The 1,006-nt window shown below is 68.6% G+C and carries 1 protein-coding gene; it reads left to right on the top strand.

Annotated features, from left to right (window positions below; genetic code table 11):
* A partial coding sequence (locus tag AB0F44_RS30485) for an arabinofuranosyltransferase (RefSeq protein ID WP_357361143.1) occupies positions 1–970 on the top strand: 970 nt, incomplete at its 5' end.
* Positions 971–1,006: the final 36 nt, after the last annotated feature.

Genomic DNA, 1,006 nt, shown 5'->3' with positions numbered 1-1,006 from the left:
GGCTTTTGTCGTGTGGACGCCGTATCTGCTGAAGATGCTCTCCGGTGCGAAACTGCCCTCCGGCAGCGCTTTCCACTATCTCCCGGAGTCCGGCGCGCAGCTGGCGTTCCCGATGCTGGAGTTCTCCCTGCGGGGGGCCCTGTGCATGATCGGCGTGCTGTGGCTCGTGGTTCGCGCCGGGTCGTCCAGGCGCGCACAAGCACTGGGCATCGGCGTCGTGTCGATCTACCTGTGGACTCTGCTCTCGATGACGGCGACCGCGGCGGGCACGACCCTGTTGTCCTTCCGGCTGGAGCCGGTCCTGCTCGCGTTGCTCGCCGCCGCGGGCGTCTTCGGCTTCGTCGAAGGCGCGACCGCCATCTACCAGGCTTTGAACGAGCCGGCCCCGATGCGGGCCGCGGCTGCCGCGATCGCCGTCCTCGGCGCCGTGGCCTTCGCCCAGACGATCCCCACCGTGCTCACCCACGAGATCGACACCGCCTACACCGACACCGATGGCAACGGTGAACGCGCCGACCAGCGCAAACCCTCCGCTGTCTCGCACTACCGCGAGATCGACGCGGCCCTGATGGCGCAAACCGGCCGCCCCCGAGACGAATCCGTCGTCCTCACCGCGGACACCACGTTCCTGGCCTTCTACCCCTACTGGGGTTTCCAGGCGCTCACCTCGCACTACGCGAACCCGCTGTCCGACTTCAAGGCGCGCGCCGCCACCATCGCCGAGTGGAGCAAGCTCCCCGACTCCCCCGCTCTCGTGCAGGCCCTCGCGAAGTCGCCCTGGCGCGCCCCCGACGCCTTCCTGTTCCGCAACGACGGCGACAACTACACGCTGCGCCTGGCCGAGGACGTCTACCCCAACGACCCGAACGTCAAGCGCTACACCGTCTCCTTCCCCAAGTCCCTGTTCACCGATCCCGTCTTCACCCGCACCGAGATCGGACCCTTCACCCTGGTCACCGTGCGCCGCTGACATCCCGTGCGGGCGACGCCGTGGCTTCGCCCGCAC

Source organism: Nocardioides sp. NPDC023903 (assembly GCF_040639295.1).
GTDB lineage: Bacteria > Actinomycetota > Actinomycetes > Propionibacteriales > Nocardioidaceae > Nocardioides.
Note: the sequence above shows the minus strand (reverse complement) of the source record. Positions and strands in the feature narration are given on the sequence as shown.